The sequence below is a fragment of the Pelomicrobium sp. G1 genome, from assembly GCF_051905455.1.
Classification (GTDB): Bacteria; Pseudomonadota; Gammaproteobacteria; order Burkholderiales; family UBA6910; genus Pelomicrobium.
This window is the reverse complement of sequence record NZ_JBQACR010000024.1, coordinates 1-16,950: the sequence shown is the minus strand read 5'-3', so window position 1 is coordinate 16,950 and position 16,950 is coordinate 1. Positions and strand designations below refer to the sequence as shown.

At 67.8% G+C, this 16,950-nt stretch carries 20 protein-coding genes; 8 read left to right on the top strand and 12 right to left on the bottom strand.

Annotated features, from left to right (window positions below; all coding sequences use genetic code 11):
- Positions 1-203: 203 nt before the first annotated feature.
- Positions 204-857 (bottom strand): hypothetical protein, encoded by a 654-nt coding sequence (locus ACTFO6_RS16930; protein WP_439935622.1) that lies wholly within the window; start codon positions 855-857, stop codon positions 204-206.
- Positions 858-940: 83 nt separating this feature from the next.
- Here ACTFO6_RS16930 and ACTFO6_RS16925 point away from each other — a divergent pair, with 83 nt between their 5' ends.
- A complete protein-coding gene (locus tag ACTFO6_RS16925; RefSeq protein ID WP_439935621.1) occupies positions 941-1,219 on the top strand; it encodes a DUF3460 family protein in 279 nt (92 codons plus the stop codon).
- Positions 1,220-1,228: 9 nt separating this feature from the next.
- On the opposite strand, the gene ACTFO6_RS16920 is transcribed toward ACTFO6_RS16925, so the two are convergent.
- Complete coding sequence (locus tag ACTFO6_RS16920; protein WP_439935620.1) at positions 1,229-2,578, bottom strand: DegQ family serine endoprotease; 1,350 nt, start codon at positions 2,576-2,578, stop codon at positions 1,229-1,231.
- Between the two features lie 170 nt (positions 2,579-2,748).
- Here ACTFO6_RS16920 and ACTFO6_RS16915 point away from each other — a divergent pair, with 170 nt between their 5' ends.
- Positions 2,749-3,567 (top strand): methyltransferase, encoded by an 819-nt coding sequence (locus ACTFO6_RS16915; protein WP_439935619.1) that lies wholly within the window; start codon positions 2,749-2,751, stop codon positions 3,565-3,567.
- On the opposite strand, the gene ACTFO6_RS16910 is transcribed toward ACTFO6_RS16915, so the two are convergent.
- The 3 genes from ACTFO6_RS16910 to ttcA all read right to left on the bottom strand — a co-directional run bounded on the left by ACTFO6_RS16910 (position 3,554) and on the right by ttcA (position 5,962).
- A complete protein-coding gene (locus ACTFO6_RS16910) occupies positions 3,554-3,787 on the bottom strand; it encodes a BTH_I0359 family protein (RefSeq protein ID WP_439935618.1) in 234 nt (77 codons plus the stop codon). The two genes, ACTFO6_RS16915 and ACTFO6_RS16910, sit on opposite strands and share 14 nt — an antisense overlap.
- Positions 3,788-4,182: 395 nt before the next feature.
- Positions 4,183-5,082: an alpha/beta fold hydrolase gene (locus ACTFO6_RS16905; protein ID WP_439935617.1), complete on the bottom strand. Its 900-nt coding sequence runs from the start codon at positions 5,080-5,082 to the stop codon at positions 4,183-4,185.
- Between the two features lie 10 nt (positions 5,083-5,092).
- Positions 5,093-5,962 carry a tRNA 2-thiocytidine(32) synthetase TtcA gene (gene ttcA / locus ACTFO6_RS16900; protein ID WP_439935616.1) on the bottom strand — a complete coding sequence of 290 codons (870 nt, stop codon included), beginning with the start codon at positions 5,960-5,962 and terminating at the stop codon, positions 5,093-5,095.
- Positions 5,963-6,136: 174 nt separating this feature from the next.
- Between ttcA and ACTFO6_RS16895 the strand changes: the two genes are divergently transcribed.
- Complete coding sequence (locus ACTFO6_RS16895) at positions 6,137-7,168, top strand: S1C family serine protease (RefSeq protein WP_439935615.1); 1,032 nt, start codon at positions 6,137-6,139, stop codon at positions 7,166-7,168.
- Entirely contained in the window at positions 7,149-7,844 is a 696-nt protein-coding gene (locus ACTFO6_RS16890) for a dioxygenase family protein (protein WP_439935614.1), read from the top strand. Before ACTFO6_RS16895 ends, ACTFO6_RS16890 begins: the two co-directional genes overlap by 20 nt.
- A 63-nt stretch (positions 7,845-7,907) precedes the next feature.
- Here ACTFO6_RS16890 and ACTFO6_RS16885 read toward each other — a convergent pair whose 3' ends face one another.
- Both ACTFO6_RS16885 and ACTFO6_RS16880 read right to left on the bottom strand, forming a co-directional pair.
- Positions 7,908-8,336, bottom strand: a complete 429-nt coding sequence (locus ACTFO6_RS16885; protein WP_439935613.1) for a MerR family transcriptional regulator — start codon at positions 8,334-8,336, stop codon at positions 7,908-7,910.
- 88 nt (positions 8,337-8,424) lie between these two features.
- Complete coding sequence (locus ACTFO6_RS16880; RefSeq protein WP_439935612.1) at positions 8,425-9,402, bottom strand: nitrilase-related carbon-nitrogen hydrolase; 978 nt, start codon at positions 9,400-9,402, stop codon at positions 8,425-8,427.
- A gap of 153 nt (positions 9,403-9,555) precedes the next feature.
- On the opposite strand from ACTFO6_RS16880, the gene ACTFO6_RS16875 reads away from it, so the two are divergent.
- Positions 9,556-10,737 (top strand): MFS transporter, encoded by a 1,182-nt coding sequence (locus ACTFO6_RS16875; protein WP_439935611.1) that lies wholly within the window; start codon positions 9,556-9,558, stop codon positions 10,735-10,737.
- 7 nt (positions 10,738-10,744) lie between these two features.
- Here the strand turns inward: ACTFO6_RS16875 and ACTFO6_RS16870 are convergent, their stop codons facing one another.
- Entirely contained in the window at positions 10,745-11,116 is a 372-nt protein-coding gene (locus tag ACTFO6_RS16870; RefSeq protein ID WP_439935610.1) for an AzlD domain-containing protein, read from the bottom strand.
- Positions 11,106-11,822: an AzlC family ABC transporter permease gene (locus ACTFO6_RS16865; RefSeq protein WP_439935609.1), complete on the bottom strand. Its 717-nt coding sequence runs from the start codon at positions 11,820-11,822 to the stop codon at positions 11,106-11,108. The genes ACTFO6_RS16870 and ACTFO6_RS16865 overlap by 11 nt, the downstream gene beginning before the upstream one ends.
- 159 nt (positions 11,823-11,981) lie before the next feature.
- On the opposite strand from ACTFO6_RS16865, the gene ACTFO6_RS16860 reads away from it, so the two are divergent.
- Both ACTFO6_RS16860 and ACTFO6_RS16855 read left to right on the top strand, forming a co-directional pair.
- The gene (locus ACTFO6_RS16860) at positions 11,982-13,301 is read left to right on the top strand and encodes an NTP/NDP exchange transporter (RefSeq protein WP_439935608.1); all 1,320 of its coding nucleotides are present in this window, start codon (positions 11,982-11,984) and stop codon (positions 13,299-13,301) included.
- On the top strand, positions 13,298-14,230 hold the full coding sequence (locus ACTFO6_RS16855; RefSeq protein WP_439935607.1) for an aldo/keto reductase: 933 nt from the start codon (positions 13,298-13,300) through the stop codon (positions 14,228-14,230). Before ACTFO6_RS16860 ends, ACTFO6_RS16855 begins: the two co-directional genes overlap by 4 nt.
- A 17-nt stretch (positions 14,231-14,247) precedes the next feature.
- Here ACTFO6_RS16855 and ACTFO6_RS16850 read toward each other — a convergent pair whose 3' ends face one another.
- The 3 genes from ACTFO6_RS16850 to ACTFO6_RS16840 form a co-directional block, all read right to left on the bottom strand.
- The gene (locus ACTFO6_RS16850; protein ID WP_439935606.1) at positions 14,248-14,763 is read right to left on the bottom strand and encodes a peroxiredoxin-like family protein; all 516 of its coding nucleotides are present in this window, start codon (positions 14,761-14,763) and stop codon (positions 14,248-14,250) included.
- Between the two features lie 150 nt (positions 14,764-14,913).
- Positions 14,914-15,342, bottom strand: a complete 429-nt coding sequence (locus ACTFO6_RS16845) for an SRPBCC family protein (protein ID WP_439935605.1) — start codon at positions 15,340-15,342, stop codon at positions 14,914-14,916.
- A gap of 60 nt (positions 15,343-15,402) precedes the next feature.
- Entirely contained in the window at positions 15,403-15,792 is a 390-nt protein-coding gene (locus tag ACTFO6_RS16840; protein WP_439935604.1) for a carboxymuconolactone decarboxylase family protein, read from the bottom strand.
- A 136-nt stretch (positions 15,793-15,928) separates the two neighbouring features.
- On the opposite strand from ACTFO6_RS16840, the gene ACTFO6_RS16835 reads away from it, so the two are divergent.
- The gene (locus tag ACTFO6_RS16835) at positions 15,929-16,909 is read left to right on the top strand and encodes an AraC family transcriptional regulator (RefSeq protein ID WP_439935603.1); all 981 of its coding nucleotides are present in this window, start codon (positions 15,929-15,931) and stop codon (positions 16,907-16,909) included.
- Positions 16,910-16,950 lie beyond the last annotated feature (41 nt).

The following is a 16,950-nucleotide window of genomic DNA, read 5'->3' as shown; positions in this document are numbered from 1 at the left end:
AAGGTGGCGCGCACCGCCCTGCAGAACGCGGCCTCCATCGCCGGGCTGATCCTCACCACCGACGCCATGGTGGCCGAGCTGCCGAAGGAGGAAAAAGCCACCGCCTCGGCCGGCCACGGCACGGGCGACATGGACTATTGACCGGCACCCGAAGACCTGGCACGGAAGGCCCCGCGTACGCGGGGCTTTTTTTTTATGCCTCTCTACGGACAGGGATGGGCGGGAACGGCCGGGTGGCACACGGTGATGGACCGCAGGTACTCGGCCCACTGGGCGATGACCTCCAGCCTGACGGGGGGCGCGGCGAGGCTGAACGGCGTCACGCGCCAGGCCCGCTGCACCACGTACAACCCCTCGACGCCCTGCACGACCCGGAACAGGGTGATCTCCCCCTGGCCGGATTCGACGAATCGGGTGCAATAAAGCCCCATGTCAGCCGTCGGATAGCCGTTCAAGGTCCCGCTCCCGATCGCGGTCACCTGGACCTGATCGCAGACCCGGCGTGCCTGCTGGCCGATGGAATCGAGATAGCGCTCGAGGGATACGTCCCTGAGCCGCGGGAAGGACTGGACTGTCAACCGGTCCTGCCACGCCTCCAGGGTCTGCCCCGACGGGAGGTATTCCAGCATGCGCAGATCGGGCCAAGTGAGGGACAGGCTCAGCTTCCATCCCGGCGGCCGGGGGACTTCGAAGCGCTCCTCTCCGGCGGCCCGGGCACCCGGGAGGCAGAAAGCTAGCGCCAGCGCCCCCACAGCTCCGGCGAAGGCCCGGGCGCGTCGCCCGAGCGCCGCCCCCGGGCTACGGTCGACCCCGGCCGGGCCCACGTGACCCACGAGCGCCTCCCTTTCCGGCTCCATGACCTTTCCGCTTCCTTCGACCCTGGCCCCGGTCACGATACCATGGCCGCCGGCGTCCGCAGCGTCGGCCACGGAATGCTAAAATGGCGGCCACTCAAGCGGTTCTTCATTCCCCTCCAGAGTGCGCCATGTACGAATCGGACGTGACCAAATTCATCCGGGAGCTCATGGAGAAGAACCCCCACCTCGCGGAGGAGCAGCGCAAGGCCCGCTGCCGCTGGTGGGACAAGAAAATCGACCTGGAGGAGCAGCGGCGCTACAAGGAAGTGCAGGAGCCGATCCGGGGTTACTACTACTATCCGTTGCCCGAGCCGAAGCGGCCCGCCGCGCCACAAGCCCGGGAAGAAAACCAGGCCGCTTGAACTCTGGCTTCAGCGCCGCGCGATCAGATTGAGCACCGCGTCCCCCCGCACGATGGTCAGGGCCAGGGTGCGGTCCGCGTCCTTGAGGGCTTCCCGCAGCTCCGCTACCGACGCAACCCGCCGCTGATTCACGGCGATGATCACGTCGCCCCGGCGCAGCCCCAGCCGCCAAGCCTCCGAATCCCGCTCCACCGAGACCACGCCCACCCCCTGGGGCCGGCCGCCCCGCTCCACGTCCGCCAAGCGGGCGCCGGCGAGCTGGGGCACGGCAACTCCGCCGCTGCCCGGTCCGCCCACCTCCCCGATGCGGCCTGCGAGGGTCAGGGGCCTGCCTTCTCGCAGCACCCGGATCTCCACCCGCTCGCCCACGGGAGTAAGCCCCAGCTCGTTCCTTACCTCGCTCGAAGTGCGCATCGCCCGCCCGTTGATCGAGGTGATGATGTCCCGGGGTTTCAGCCCGGCCTTCTGCGCGGGGGAGCCTTCGGCCACCTCCACCACCACCGCGCCCTCGGCCAGGGGAACGCCCAGGGCCTTGGCGAGATCCGGCGTCAAGTCCTGCACGGTGACCCCCAGCCAGCCCCGGCGCACCTCGCCGAAGCGGATGAGCTGGTCCATGACCCGGCGGGCCATGTTGGAAGGCACCGCGAAGCCGATGCCCACGTTGCCGCCGGAGGGGGCGATAATGGCCGTGTTGATGCCCACCAGCTCGCCCCGGAGATTCACTAGGGCGCCCCCGGAGTTTCCGGGATTGATGGACGCGTCGGTTTGAATGAAGTCCTCGTAGCCCTCCACGTTGATGCCGCTGCGGCCTAGCGCGCTCACGATGCCGGAGGTGGCCGTCTGCCCCAGGCCGAAGGGGTTGCCGATGGCCACTACGAAATCGCCGACCCGCAGCGCGTCGGAGTCGCCGAAAGGGATTGCCTTCAGGTTGTCCGCGTCGATCTTGAGGAGTGCGATGTCCGTGCCCGGGTCGCTGCCCACCAGCCGGGCGTTGAAGCGGCGCCGATCCCGGGTAGTGACTACCACCTGATCCGCCTTTTGGATGACGTGGTGGTTGGTGAGCACGTAACCCTGGGCCGCGTCCACGATGACGCCGGAGCCGGCGCTGATAGTGGGGCGGGGGTCGGGAATGTTGAAGAAGCGGCGGAAGAACGGGTCCCGCAGCAGCGGGTTGTCGTAGTCCTGGGCGCGGGAGATCACCGCGATGTTGACCACGCCAGGCGTCACTTCGGCCAGCATGGGGGCGAGGGTCGGGATCTCCCCCGCGCGGCCTGGGGGCAGCGCCCCGGACACCGTCGGCGGGAGCCAGAGGACCGCGGCCAACGCGGTCCATGCCAGTATCCATGCTTGTCGCTTCACAAAGTCCTCCTCGTGCAGACTGCCGCGAACCCCGGGCGGCCGGGCCGTCGACGCTCCCTCGTGCGCGGGCGCGCTCAAGCTCCCGAGCGCAAGGATTTACCCCAGCGCCCGGCCAAGCTTAACAAATTTTTGCTTCTCGTCAGGTCCCTCGGGCCGGAGCCAGGACCACCGTGACGCCTGACGGCAGAAAGCGACGCCTCGGGCTCCGAGTCCTCGCCGGCCGGGGCGAAGGCGAAGAACCGCGCATCGCCATCAGCGAGCAGGACGGCGTGCGTGCGCTCCATCTGGGGGACGAGCGAGTGCAAAGCGCCATGCGCCTCGCGGACCCCAACGCGCTGGAGCTCGCCTACACCCGGGCGATGATGGCGTTCCTGCTCTTCGTCCCCCATCCGAGGGAAGTGCTGATGATCGGCCTGGGGGGCGGGTCCCTCGCCAAGTTCATCCACCATCGCCTGCCCGGCGTGCGCACCACCGTGGTGGAGCTTCACCCCCGGGTGGTGGCGGCGGCGCGCAGCTTCTTTTATCTGCCGGAGGACGACGAGCGGCTGAAGGTCCAGCTCGGCGACGGGGCGGACTACGTCCGCTCCCACCCCGGGACCGCGGACGCCCTCCTGGTGGATGCCTTCGACGCCCGTTGTCCGGCGCCGGCCCTGGCGGACGCTTCCTTTTTAGCCGATGCGCGGGATGCCCTGCGGGCGGGGGGCGCGCTGGTGTTGAACCTGCTGGGGGACGATCCGGCCCTCCCCCGGCACTTGAAGCGCCTGGAAGCCGCCTTCGGGACGCGACCCCTATGTCTCCAACCGGAGCCCGGGAGCAACGTGGTCGCGCTGGCCCTGCGCGATGCGCCGGCCAGGCTGAGATGGGAAGTATTGAAGCGGCGTGGAAAGGCGCTGGAACAGGCGTTGGGGCTGCCGTTCGGCGCGTTCGTTCGGGCGCTGCGCCAGAGCAGCAACCCCGCCGGGCGCGCCCTGAAGTTCAGTGAAGAATGACCGGCTGGGTCAGCAATCCCTCGAACTCGCCCAGAAACTGGTCCATGGATTCCTGGGAGGGATTCTCGGCCAGCACGTGCTCCATGGACACGCGGATGGTGGAGGCCAGCTCTCCCGTGAGAAACACCCCGCGCCGGGTCTGGCGGTCGATCACTTCCAGGCCGCACTGCATCGGATACTCCACCACGTAGTAGTTCTGGCTACTATAAAGCACGACCATGTGATCCACCTCCGTTGCCGTGAGGCCTTGTCCCCAAATCGGGCGCGCTTCCCCCAAGCTGGCGCGTGGCGTTTCCACCCTATTTCTCCCTTTCCTGCACCCAATTCCTGGTCAAGGTTCTGCCTGTCTCCCGATGAATGCGCAAAGAGCATGCCAGCCCCCGGCCCGCCGGGCCGCCGGAGCGCCCGGGAACCCCTTGTCCAGACCGCCCTCCGGATTCCCCGTAACGTTCTGATGTCAAGCTTTTTTCTTTGACCCCCATCGGGAGCCCTTTGCCGGGGCGCTTCCGCCCTTGGGAAAAAACCGTTCCCGGCCCTTGGAACCAGTGTCGTCGAACGGATCCCGCGTCCAGATCCGCGACACCATCGCCATCCTCTCGACACCTAAGAAGCCCCTCAAGAGGTCGAGAGCGCGGCGATGAGCCGGCCGAGGATCTCCGGCCAGCGGTCGATCACCAAGAAGTGGCCGCCGCCGCAGACCCGCTCCAGCCGCGGCCGCTTCAACCGCCGCTCCAGGGCCAGGGCCGCGGAGAGGGGAATCATCAGGTCCGCGTCCCCGTGCCAGAGCTCGACCGGCACCTCGATCGTCGCCGGATCGAAGCCCCAATCGGCGGCGAGCAACCCCAGGTCCTGGAGGAAGGGCCCGGCGCCGCGCCGCAGTCCCTCGGCCAGATCCTGGGCGAACATAGCGCGCACCGTGGGCCTCGCCAGCACTTCCCGGTCCACCGGGTGGAGGTGGGAGGCGAGCAGATCCAGGTAGCGCCCCGGCTGGGCGCGCCCGAGGGCGGCGGCCGCGCCTAGGGGTGCGTGCAAAAGCCAGGGAAAGCGGGGCGCCAGCCGGAACGCGGCCCGTACTGTCCATGCCATAGGCATGGCGCCGGGCATCGACCCCGGCGGGCCCACGCCGCTCACCACCGCCGCCCCCGCGACGCGTTTCGCAAGCCATGCCGCACAGGCAAGCGCATAAGGGCCGCCGGCGGAGACGCCAGCGACCGCGAAACGTTCGAAGCCCAGCGCATCGACCAGGGCCGCCACGTCCCCGGCCCAATCGGTGAGGCGCCGGGAGGGCAGCGAATCGGAGAGCCCGAACCCCGGCCGCTCCGGCGCCACGATGCGGGCGCCGAGCCGCGCCGCCAGACCCAGGTCCGGATGCCGCTGGTAGCGGGAGCCCGGCAGCCCGTGAAACACCAGCACCGGCACGCCCCCCGGGTCACCGTAGTCGGCGTAGCCGAGGCGGCGGCCGTCGGGCAGGCGCAGGGTGGCGCTCGGCGGGACGGCGAGCGGTTCGGGACTCACGAACAGACCGTCAGTCCTCCGCGAACGCGGGCTGGGGAAATTCCTCGGGGTCGAAGGCTCGGTCGCCCTCGGGCTGGGGCGAGCCGGGCGGCCTCAAGTTGGCGAAGTCGTAAAGCCGCGGGTCGGCGAGGTGGGAGGGCACCACGTTCTGCAGGCTGCGGAACAGGCTTTCGATCCGCCCCGGAAAGCGCTTTTCCCACTCCCGCAGCATCTCCTTCACCGCCTGCCGCTTCAGGTTGGGCTGGGAGCCGCACAGGTTGCAGGGGATGATGGGGAAGCGCCGCTCTTGCGCGTACGCGGCGATGTCCCCCTCGCGGCAGTAGGCGAGAGGCCGGATCACCACGTGCCGGCCGTCGTCGGACGCGAGCTTGGGCGGCATAGCCTTGAGCTTGCCCCCGTAGAACAGGTTGAGGAAGAGGGTCTCCAGGATGTCGTCCCGGTGGTGGCCCAGGGCGATCTTGGTGGCGCCGATCTCCGAGGCGACCCGGTACAGGATGCCGCGGCGCAACCGGGAGCAGAGGGAGCACAGGGTCCTGCCCTCGGGGATGACCCGCTTGACCACGCTATAGGTATCCTGGCGCTCGATGCGGTAGGAAACGCCGCGAGCCGTCAGATATTCCGGCAGCACGTGCTCGGGGAAACCGGGCTGCTTCTGGTCCAGGTTAACCGCGGTGAGCCGGAAGGGGACCGGGGCCTTCTCCTGGAGGGCCAGCAGGACATCCAGCAAGGTGTAGCTGTCCTTGCCTCCCGAGAGGCAGACCATCACGTGATCGCCGGCTTCGATCATCCGGTAGTCGTGGATCGCCTGCCCCACCAGACGGCGCAGGCGCTTGGCCCGCTTGTTCGCCTCGAAATCCTGTTTTCGCGTGTCCGCGCCCATCGTTGTGCTCGCCACCTGCTACCGCCGGCAGTCCCCTGCATTCAAAATGCTATTCTCCCAGAACGAATTGCCCTTGCCTACGCGCCCCGGCGCGGGCTTGCGACTGCCGAACTATTCCCCGGTTCGAACCGCCTAAGGGATTGATTGCCCGTCGCCGGGCAAAGGAGGATCCCCATGACCGCACCCCGCCGCCCCGCTCGCCGCTCCGGGCTGGGAATCGCGGTCCTGGCGCTTTTCTGGGCGAGCCTTTCCTTTTCTCCCGCCACAGAAGCGGCCGAGGCCAACGGCAGCGCCGACGGTCCCAATCCCCTGGCGGCGGTGGTGCGAGTGAAAACCAAGGCGCTACCCGACGCCCGCACCGCGCCTTACCTCGGGCATAGTCGGGAAGGAAGCGGCGTGGTGATCGATCCGAACGGCCTGGTGCTCACCATCGGCTACCTGGTGCTGGAAGCCGACAGCATCGAGGTCACCGATTCCACCGGCAAGACCCACGCCGCCACTCTGATCGCCTACGACCACGCGACAGGTTTCGGGCTGGCGCGCACCGTCACGCCCGTGAGCGTGCCCCCCATCGAGTTAGGCGACGCCAGCCAGCTTAAAGTCCGGGACGAGGTGCTGATCGCGGGCTTCGGCGGACCCTCCGCCACAGCGGTAGGAATGGTGGTTTCCCGGCGCCAGTTCACTGGCGCCTGGGAATACCTGCTGGAGAACGCCATCTTCACCGTGCCCCCCGTGCTCAACTGGGGCGGGGCCGCCCTGATCGGGCAGGACGGGCGGCTATTGGGCATCGGCTCCCTGCTGGTGCCCGACGCCGTCGAGCCGGGGGTGCGCTTTCCCGGCAACATGTTCGTGCCCGTCGACATCTTGAAACCGATCCTGGCCGACCTGCTGGACGACGGTCGGCGCACCGGGCCCCCCAGGCCCTGGCTGGGGCTGTCCACCGAAGAGGTCCAAGGGCGGCTGTTCGTGGTGCGGGTCGCGCCCGAAGGTCCCGCCGACCGGGCCGGCATCCGGCCCAACGACATTGTGACCGGGCTCGACGGGAATCCGCTGGAGAACCAGGCCGACTTCTATCGCAAGCTGTGGGCCAAAGGGCCCGCCGGCACCGCGGTGAAACTGCAGGTGCTCCAGGGCAACCTGCTCAAGGAGATTTCCGTGACTTCCATGAACCGGGAGGAGTACCTCCGTGTCAAGCAAGCCTACTGAACCCTCGCCCCTCCCTCTAGCCGCGGGCCGCTTCCAGCGGCGCCGTTTCCTCGCGGGCGCTATGGGGGCAGGGGCCCTCTTCGCCTCCCCCGCCCTGCTCGCGGCCCTTATCCCCACGCCGCGCCAGACCCGGGGGCCGTTCTATCCCCTCACTTTGCCGCTGGAGAAGGACAACGATCTCGTCACCGTCGCCGGCCGCCCGGGTTTAGCCAGCGGGGAGATCGTGCACGTGGTGGGACGCGTCCTGGACCGGAACGGGCGGCCCGTGCCCAAGGCCCGCATCGAGATCTGGCAGTGCAACGCCTTCGGCCGCTACCACCATCCCCACGACCGCAGCGACCGGCCCATCGATCCCAACTTCCAGGGCTACGGCCAGTTCGTCACGGGAGAGGACGGCGCCTACCGCTTCCGCACCATCAAGCCGGTGCCCTACCCGGGCCGCGCGCCCCACATCCATTTCGCCATCGGCGGCGAGGACTTCTCGCCCCTGGTCACCCAGATGTACGTGGCGGGCGCGCCGGAAAACGAGCGGGATTTCATCCTCAACGCAATCCGCGACCCGAAGGCTCGAGCGAGCCTCATTGTCGCTTTCGACGCCCGCGCCGAAACGGGTGAGCCGGTGGGCGTCTTCGACATCGTGCTGGACCGGGACGGGCCGTTCGAGAAGCGGGGCTGATTCCGGAGGGGGAACGGGGCAAAGGGTTCCGCGGACCGGGCGGCGCGAGCGGTCACCGCGAGCCTATTCTTCAGTCTGGATCGCGATGACGCCCTGCTCCAGGGCGTGGATGATAGCGCATTGGGACAGGGGCCCTTCCATCGGGCAGGTGGCGATCAGGGCTTCGAGGACGCGCCTCAACCGCTGGAGCTTGTCGATGCGCTGGTCCACCTGGGCGAGTCGGGTCTCCACCCAGGCGCGCACCTGGGAGGCGTCCGCACCGGGGAGCCCCCGCAGGTGGATCAGCTCGCCGATTTCCTTGAGGGAAAAACCCAGATCCCGCGCCTGGCGGATGAAGCGGATGCGGAGGACGGTGGCCTCCGGGTAGCGGCGATAGCCCGAGCCCTTCGGCCGGGGAGGCTGCTCGATCAGCCCTTCCCGCTCGTAGAAGCGGATCGTCTCGACGCCGACGCCCGCCCGCCGGGCCACTTCCCCGATGGTCCACCCTTCCATACCCCCTCCTCGCTTGGCGGAGGCAAATTTATTCTGTGTACGTTAGTACAGGGTCAAGGGTGGAAATGTTAATAAATCTTGTTTCCCCTCAGGGCTTGCCGGGAAACGGATCTTCCGGCGTCCCGTCCGCGACCACCACCGGCGGCTGGGGCCGCTCGTTGACGTACAGACGAAAGACGTCGGGCCGGGCGTAGTGACCCACCACGTCGAAGTCGTACTTACCGCGCACGATCTCGCCCAAGTCGAGCTCGGCGGTCAGGATGGCCTCGCCCTCGAAGTCGGGCCCCGCCAGCACCTGCCCCAGGGGCCCCACGATGCAGCTTCCGCCGCGGCTGATCACCGTGTCGGGGTCGTTCCCCTGCACCAGGGTGAAGTCGGCAGGGAAGTCCCGGCGGCGGGTGAACTGGTTGCACGAGAGCACGAAGCAGCGGCCCTCCAAGGCCACGTGCTGCATGGTGGGAAGCCAGGTGGCGCGGCCGTCGGCGGTGGGGGCGCAATAGAGCTGAATGTTCTTCGCGTACATGGCCATGCGCAGGAGCGGCATGTAGTTTTCCCAGCAGATGACGGCCCCGAGGCGCCCGTACGGAGTGTCGAACACCGGCAGGGTGGAGCCGTCCCCGAAGCCCCACACCAGACGCTCCACGGCGGTGGGCATGAGCTTGCGGTGCTTGCCGAGATAGCGGCCCTCGGGTGAAAAGAACAGGACGGTGCAGTAGAGGGTGCCTACCTCCCGCTCGATCACGCCGATCACCAGGTAGAGGCGGTTCTCGCCGGCCACCTGGGCGAGGAAGTCCACGTGGGGGCCCGGCACGTCCACAGCGGAATCGAAGTAGCGGAGGAATTCCTCCCGCCCCTCGGGCGAGCGCATGCCGATGCGGGCGCCGAAGTCCGCGCCCTTGGGATAGGCGGACACGAAGGCCTCGGGAAAGAGGACCACCTTCGCTCCCTTGTCCGCGGCTTCCGCCGCCAGGGCTCGCACCTTCTCCAGGGTGCGGGCCCGGTCGAAGGCGACCGGCGCGGCCTGCACCACCGCCGCCACGAAGCGCTTGTGCCGCTCCTGCGTCATGAAAGCCGGCCCTCCTGCCGCGGCAAAAACTTTCCGGCGTCTCGCCGGGGGGTTTCTGGGCTATGATCGCGTTTTCCCGCGCGAGCCCCCGGCCCCGTCCTTCCAGTGCGCCTGCGGCCGGAGCGGGAACGAAAAAGATTATAGCCCCCGATCATGGACCGAGCCCGGAAAAACGTCCTGGTGCTGGCCGCCTGCCAGGCCCTGCTCTTCACCCACAACGTCATCCTGATTTCCATCAACGGGCTCGCCGGCTTCGCCCTGGCGGAGGTCAAGGCGCTGGCGACGCTGCCCGTCACCGCCTACGTGGTGGGCGGCGCCCTCTCCACCCTGCCCGCGTCCTTCTGGATGAAGCGGGTGGGACGGCGCGCCGGTTTCATGACCGGCGCCGCCTTCGGCTTCGCCGGCGCCGCCGTGTGCACCCTGGCCGTTCACCTGGAAAGCTTCTGGACCCTGTGCCTCGGCACCCTGGTGGCGGGCGTCTACAACGCCTTTGGCCAGTACTATCGTTTCGCTGCGGCGGAGACCGCCAGCCTGGACTTCAAGAGCAAGGCCATCTCGCTGGTGATGGCCGGCGGCATCGCCGGCGGCGTCCTGGGCCCCGAAAGCAGCAAGCTCACCCTGGACCTCCTGTGGGCCCCGTACATGGGATCGTATGCCTCCCTCATGGGGTTTTCGGTCATCGCCATGCTCCTCTCGCGCTTCATCGACATTCCACCCATGGAGGAGCACGAGCGGCGGGTGGCGGGGCGGCCCCTTTCCCGCATCATGGCCCAGCCGGCCTTCGCGGTGGCGGTCCTCTCCGCCATGGTGGGCTACGGCGTTATGAACCTGCTCATGACGGCGACCCCCATCGCCATGACCCAGCACCACCACCCGTACCACGACGCCGCCTTCGTGATCGAATGGCACGTGATCGGCATGTTCGCCCCTTCCTTCGTGACGGGCTCCCTGATCCAGCGCTTTGGCGTCGTGCCCGTCATCCTCACGGGTGTCGCCCTCATGTTCGCCTGCGTGGGCGTGGCGCTGGCGGGGGTCGCGGTCATGAACTTCTGGCTGGCCTTGTTCCTGCTGGGCGTGGGCTGGAACTTCATGTTCGTCGGCGGCACGACCCTGCTCACCGAGACCCACACCCCCGCGGAGCGGGCCAAGACCCAGGGCGTGAACGACTTCCTGATCTTCCTCACCCTGGCCACCTCCTCCTTCTCTTCCGGGGTCCTCATCTCGGGCCAGGGATGGCAGCTCCTCAACCTGTGGTCGCTGCCCTTCCTGCTGGTGACGGGCACCGCGGCAGCGTGGCTGCTCCTGCAGCGGCGGGCGGGCCGCCTGGCGGCGTAAGGCTTTCTCACCACAGAGTTGCTCTGTGGTGATCCGCTACCATCGCCGACAGGAGGATCAGGAGCCCAGTGCCGGCGGCCAGGCCCGGCAGCAGGCCGCCGCGCCGCCATAGCATCACTGCCATGCCCGCCGCGGCGGCGACGAGCCGGAAGGCGAGGGGCGTTTCCGCCAGGATCCCCACCGGAAGCACGATGACCCGCGCCACCAGGGCCGCCAGCATGGCGTAGGTGACGCAGGTGAACCACTGGAACAAGGGACTGTCCAGGCGCAGCCGGCCGGCAAAGGCGACGCCCAGCCCGCGCCACAAATAGGTCCCGACCGTGGCAGCCGCGAGCAGGATCCAGGGCCAGTAGGGGGAGCGGGCCAGATCAGCGGCCATGACGCCGCCACCTCCGCTCCAGCAGGAACGCGGCCGATCCGCCCACGACGCCGCACAGGAGCAGGCTCCATCCGGGCGCAGCCAGATGCACCAGGGGGCCGCTCACCCCGCCGATCAGGAGCGCCAGCCGGCTCGCCCGCTGGCGTACTTCCGCGAACAGGAGCAAGAAGAAAAGTGGGTTCAGGAAAACCAGCCCCAGGGTGACGGACGTGGGCACGTGGCCCGCAGCGAGATAGCCGAGGACCGTCCCGGGCACCGACACGCCCCAGCACACCAGGCCGAAGCCGGTGAAGTACGGCAGCCGCTCCTCCGGCTTGAGCCGAGGGAAGGCGCTCATCATGGAGGCCCAGGTGGTCATGGAGACCAGGTGCACCAGGGCATACAGGAGGCGCCCGTGGTGGGGGCGGGGCACGTGGGGCATGAGGGTGAGGGTCATGGGCAGGAAGCGGGCGGCCGTGAGGGACACGGCGAGAAAGATGGCCAGCCCCGAGGCGCCCACCGCGAACATTTCCACGAACACTACCTGCCCCGGCAGGGCGTAGATGAAGAAGCTGGTGGCGGAAGTCACCCACAAGCCCAGGCCGCTCTCCCGCCCCAAGGCGCCAAAGCCCACCATGCCGGCGAAGAGCACCAGGGCCGGGGCGCCCAGCGCATCCCGGGCCCCGGCCAGCAACCCCCGGCGAATTTCGTTGTCGGACCAGCGCATGCCCGCGATTGTATATGCTTGCGCCGGTAGAGCGAACGACCTATCGTTGGGGGCGATTCCGCGCCTCGACGAGCACCGATTCCGTCCGGAAATCCTCCCGGGGCTCGCGGGCCGGCGGAAAGGAATTCGTTCCACCGTGAAAAGCGCAACGAGGCTCCCGTGCCTTCACCCCCGCGCCTGTCGTTGACCGGGATTCCCCGCCACGAGCGGCCCGCCGCCCTGCTAGCGGGAGCCTACTTCTTCTGCCTGCTGTGCGGCTACTACGTGCTGCGGCCGGTGCGGGACGAAATGGGCATCCAGGGAGGCGTGGAAAACCTGCAGTGGACTTTCACCGCCACCTTCGCCGCCATGCTGGCGGCCACTCCCCTGTTCGGGTGGGCGGTCGCCCGCATCCGGTTGCGCCGGCTGGTGCCCGCCGTGTACCTCTTCTTCGCGGCGCACCTGATCGCCTTCTACCTGGCGCTGGAGGGCGGCGCCCCCAGGGAACTCCTGGCCCGGGGCTTCTTCGTATGGGTGAGCGTGTTCAACCTGTTCGTCGTGTCCGTCTTCTGGAGCTTCATGGCGGATCTTTTCGACAGCGACCAGGCGAAGCGGCTCTTCGGCACTATCGCGGCCGGCGGCAGTCTCGGCGCGGTGACGGGTCCCCTGCTGACGGTGTGGCTGGCGCAGCAACTGGGGCCGGCCAACCTGCTCCTCGTCGCCTGCGCCTTCCTCGCCGGAACCCTGGCCTTCATCGCCGCCCTGTTGCGCTGGTCCGACCGGTCGGCGCGCCCGGGCCCGGTCACGGCCTCCCGGGACCAGCCCGTGGGCGGCGGCGTGCTGGCGGGCTTGACCCTCACCCTGAGCTCGCCCTATCTCCTGGGCATCGGCCTCTACATCGTGCTGTTCACGGCCCTGTCCACCTTTCTCTATTTCGAGCAGGCCCGCATCGTGCGCGACGCCATCGCCACGCCGGGCGGCCGCACCCAGCTCTTCGCCGCCATGGACCTGGCGGTGAACGCCCTCACCCTGGCGGGCCAGATCTTCCTGACCGGCCGCATCCTGGTGCGCTACGGGCTTGGGCTTGCCCTCGCCGCCCTTCCTCTGCTCTCCCTCGCCGGCTTCGCCGTGCTGGCCGTTTTCCCGGTGCTGGGCGTGATCGTCGCCTTCCAGGTGCTGCGGCGGACCTGCAACTTCTTCCTCGCCAAACCGGCGCGGGAAGCGCTTTTCACGGTGATCCCGGTGGAAGAGAAGTACAAAGCCAAGAACTTCATCGACACCGTGGTCTACCGGGGCGGCGACGCGGCGAGCGGCTGGCTGCACACGGCGCTGAGGGCCTTGGGGCTGGGCGCCACGGGCATCTGCCTCGCCGCGCTGCCCCTGGCGGCCCTCTCCCTCGCCCTCGGGATCAGGCTGGGCGCGCGCCACGAGGCCCTGCGCCGGCGCGAGCCATCCACGGTACCCTCCACCGCCGCCATCGCCCAGGAAACCGTCCCATGACCGCTGCTCCTTCTTCCCCCCTGCGGCGCCGCGTGATCCAGGCCCTGGCGGCGGGCGCCGCCCTGGGGCCCGGCGCCCTCGCCCACCCCCCCGAGGGCCGGGAAATCCTGAAACGCCCGATCCCGAGGACCGGCGAGGCGCTTCCGGTGATCGGGCTCGGCACCTACCGCACCTTCGACGTGGGCGCAAGCACCGCCGAACGCGCGCCCCTCCAGGAGGTGCTGCAGCGCTTCGTCCTGCGCGGGGGCACGGTGATCGACAGCTCCCCTATGTACGGGAACGCCGAGACCGTGGTCGGGGATCTCGCCTCCGCGCTCGGGCTGGCGGACCAGCTGTTCTACGCCACCAAGGTCTGGACCACCGGCCGCGAGGCGGGCATCCGCCAGATGGAGCAATCCTTGCGCCGCCTGCGGGTCGCGCGCCTGGACCTTATGCAGATCCACAACCTTCTCGACCTGGAGATCCACCAGCAGACGCTCAAGGCCTGGAAAGCGGAGGGCCGGGTCCGCTACATCGGCGTCACCCACTACCACGAAGGCGCCTACGACGCCTTGGAGCGGATCCTAAAGACCCGGGCGTTCGACTTCGTGCAGCTCAACTATTCCATCGCCGAGCGGGAGGCGGAAAAGCAGCTCCTGCCGCTGGCCGCCGAGACCGGGACCGCGGTCATCGTCAACCGGCCCTTCGCCCAGGCAAACCTGTTCCACCGGGTCAGGGGCAAAAGCGTGCCGGAGTGGGCGGTGGAGTTCGATTGCACGAGCTGGGCCCAGTTTTTCCTCAAGTACATCGTTTCCCACCCGGCGGTCACCTGCGCCATTCCCGCCACCGGAAAGCCTCGACACCTGGAAGACAACATGCTGGCGGGCTACGGCCGGCTGCCGGACGCCGCGATGCGCCGCAGGATGGCGGCCTTCATGGACGCCATTTAGCGCCCCGCGAGCGCAACTCACGCCTCGCCGCGGGCCGGATAATCGTTCCTGGTCACGAAATCGACGGCGTTGAGCACGTCGGCGAAGGAGGGACGGGAGAACGGCATGGAGTTGACCGCCGAGGCGTAGAGCGTCCCGTCCGGCCTCACCAGAAATAGCCCCGGCTCGGAGAATTCCGCCGGTTCGCCTTCCTTGATGCCGCGGGAGATGAACAGGCCCCATTCCCGGGCTTTGGAGATGGTCAAGCCGTAACCGATCCTGAGCCGCTCCAGCCCCCACTCTTGCTTCGTCCGCAGGGCGCGCTCGCGGTCGTCGCAACTGATGGCGATCGCCTCCACGCCGCGGGCGGTGAACTCGGGAATCTTGCCGTTCAGGTCGCGCAGGTAGGACTTGCAGATCGGGCAGTGAAGCCCGCGGTAAAACACCAGCATGGTGAAGTGCCGGGGGCTTTGGTTGGCGAGTCTCCAGGTTCCGGCGTTCAGGGTTTCCACTTGTAGGTCAGGGACGGGTTGACGGGGTTTGAGCTGGGGCATGTCTTTCTCCTTGGCTGGCCGAGCAGCAGTGGGGAGCGCTTTAGCGCACCGCAGCGGCGCTTTCGGACAGGGACAGTGCGCTTCGCTGCGCTCTACGCACCGTGCTCGATTTTAAGACGGGTCTAATTCACCCGAAAACCAGGCGTCGGGTTACGCGAAATGCCGCTGCAGCGCCTTCAGAAGGGCCTGGTAGATCGGGTTGCAGAAGGCGCCGACGGCGCCGGGATCGGCCGACTCGTAGGTCGAGCTCCATTCGATGAAAGTGGTGTCGTTTTCCGTGATGGGCAGGACGCGCACGCGTCCCACGTAGTTGCTCACCGCCCCCTTGGCGACCGGCCCGGGCCCGTCGTCGATGCTGTAGGCGAGGGAACGCTCCAGGTCGTCCAGGGCGAGCAGGGTCTCGTGGAAGGCGTCGTTGAGGATGCGCCTGGCGCCGATCTGATCCCCCTTGCGATCCCCCACCGCCACCGCCTTGGTCACGACCTGGGGCGCCCAGGACAGATCGTGAAAGTTGCGCACGGTGGCCCATACCTTCTCGCAGGGGGCGTTGATGACCGCGGAGTTGTAGCATTTACCCATGATTGCGCTCCTATCTCGTGATAGCCAACGATGAAACAAGCTGCGAAGCCCAGAGCTCTCTCAAGGCCTCAAGTCGGATTCGACCCGAAGGCCGTCGAGGAATTTGTTGAAGCCGTTGAATAGATCGACGACCGCCATGAGTTCGGTGACCTCGGCGTCGCCGAAGCCCATGGCCTTCAACGTCGCGGTATGGGCGTTGATGCAGTACTCACATCCGTTGGTCGCCGACACGACCAGGGCGATGATCTCCTTGGTTTTGCGGTCCAACGTCCCGGGACCCATGATGACCTTAAGGCGCTCCCACGTGGCGCGCAAGTAGGCAGGATGATTTGCCATGGCCTTAAAGAGATTGGGCACGAAAGGAAGCCCAAACGCCTTCTTGATCTCGTCATAGACCAGCTTGACGTCGTGGTTGGCTGCGGTCTCTTCCACGTAGGACACGGTTGCCATCTTGCTTTCTCCTCGACCTTGAGTTGATAAGTTCCTTCCAAGCGGAAGGCGCCTATACTCTAGTCCAGGCATTCAGCACGAACTATCATTAAAAATACAGAATTCTTGTGCGAACGTCCAAAACTAGAGTGATGTCATGGATGTATTGACGGATATCCTGCGCTCCCTGCGCCTGGCCGGCGGGGTCTATTTCCGCTGCGAATTCAGGGCACCCTGGGGCATGGGAATCGGACCCCAGCCGGTCGCCGAGTTCCATGTGGTGGTCCGGGGAAGCTGCTGGCTTCGCCTGCCCGGTAAGCCCGCGCCGATTCCCTTGCGTGGCGGTGACCTGGCGGTTTTTCTCCGGGGTGACCCCCATGAGCTGATCGATGCGCCGGAGAGCGAAGCGATTCCCGCCGAAAAGCTCCTGGCGGATCAGGACCTGGAGGGCTATGGGCCCGTCGCCCACGGCGGAGGAGGCGCCCTGACGACGATTCTGTGCGGCTACTTCAAGTTCGACCGCGACACCAGGCATCCGCTGCTGGCGGCCCTGCCGCCTTTCATCCTCATCCGCGGGGCCGACAGCCATGACTTCAGCGGACTCAAGACGACGTTGGACCTCATGCTCCAGGAGACGAAGGCAGGGCGCCCCGGCGCGGAGGCGGTGGTCGATCGGCTCGCGGAGGCTTTGTTCATCCTTATGCTGCGGGCCTACATCCAGCAGTCCCCCGCGCCGCCGGGGATGCTCGCGGCGCTCACGGATCGCCAGATCGCCGCGGCCCTCGCACACCTACACCGAGCTCCTGAGCAGTCCTGGACCCTGGTCTCGCTGGCCGCCCGCGTCGGCATGTCCCGTTCGGCCCTTGCCGCCCGCTTCAAGCAACTGGTCGGTCAGCCGCCCATGGAATACCTGACCCTCTGGCGCATGCAAAAGGCGCGGGAGCTGCTGGCCGAGACGCGCCTTTCTACAGCGGTAGTGGCGGAGAAGGTGGGCTACCGGTCGGAGGCCGCCTTCGGCAAGGTCTTCAAGAAGATCACGGGAATCGGGCCGGGCGCTTTTCGTCGACAAGAGGGCACACCGGTGGCGATGGTTCATAAAGGGCGTAGCGCCGCAGCCGTCGCCCGTCCTGGGTCTTGAGCTTGCGGTTGGAGCGATGCGGCGCAATGAGCTCCACGCCC